Source organism: Streptomyces sp. SP17BM10, assembly GCF_036322405.1.
GTDB lineage: Bacteria > Actinomycetota > Actinomycetes > Streptomycetales > Streptomycetaceae > Kitasatospora.
The window spans coordinates 1-384 of the sequence record NZ_JAQYXB010000337.1; the positions used below are offsets into that span (position 1 = coordinate 1).

Genomic DNA, 384 nt, shown 5'->3' on the forward strand with positions numbered 1-384 from the left:
GCTACACCCACCGGGAGAGCCAGCTCAACAACGCCATCCAGGCCGCCATTGAGGCAGTGGTCGACGCCGCCCTGGCCATGCGGGTGCGGGAGCCGCGGGCCGGCGCGGAATCCGGCACGTGTGTGCGAAGATCTCGAGGGGCGCCCGGGGGCGCGCCACCCACAACCACCCCCCCCCCCCACCCCCCCCCCCACAAACCACCCCCACAGCAAACACACACCCCCAAAAAAAAAAACCCAACGCCCCCACAACAAAAAAACAAACAAAACCAAAACAAAAACCAAACAAACCCCCCACACACACCCAAACCCCCCCCCCCAAACACCAACCAAAACCCCACCACCACCCAAAAAAAAAAAAAAAAAAAAAAAAAAAAAAAAAAAA

At 58.1% G+C, this 384-nt stretch carries 1 pseudogene; it reads left to right on the top strand.

Annotation, left to right across the window (positions count from 1 at the left end):
• Nucleotides 1-118: 118 nt before the first annotated feature.
• A pseudogene (locus PUR71_RS02350) lies at nucleotides 119-384 on the top strand (hypothetical protein); the annotation flags it as partial.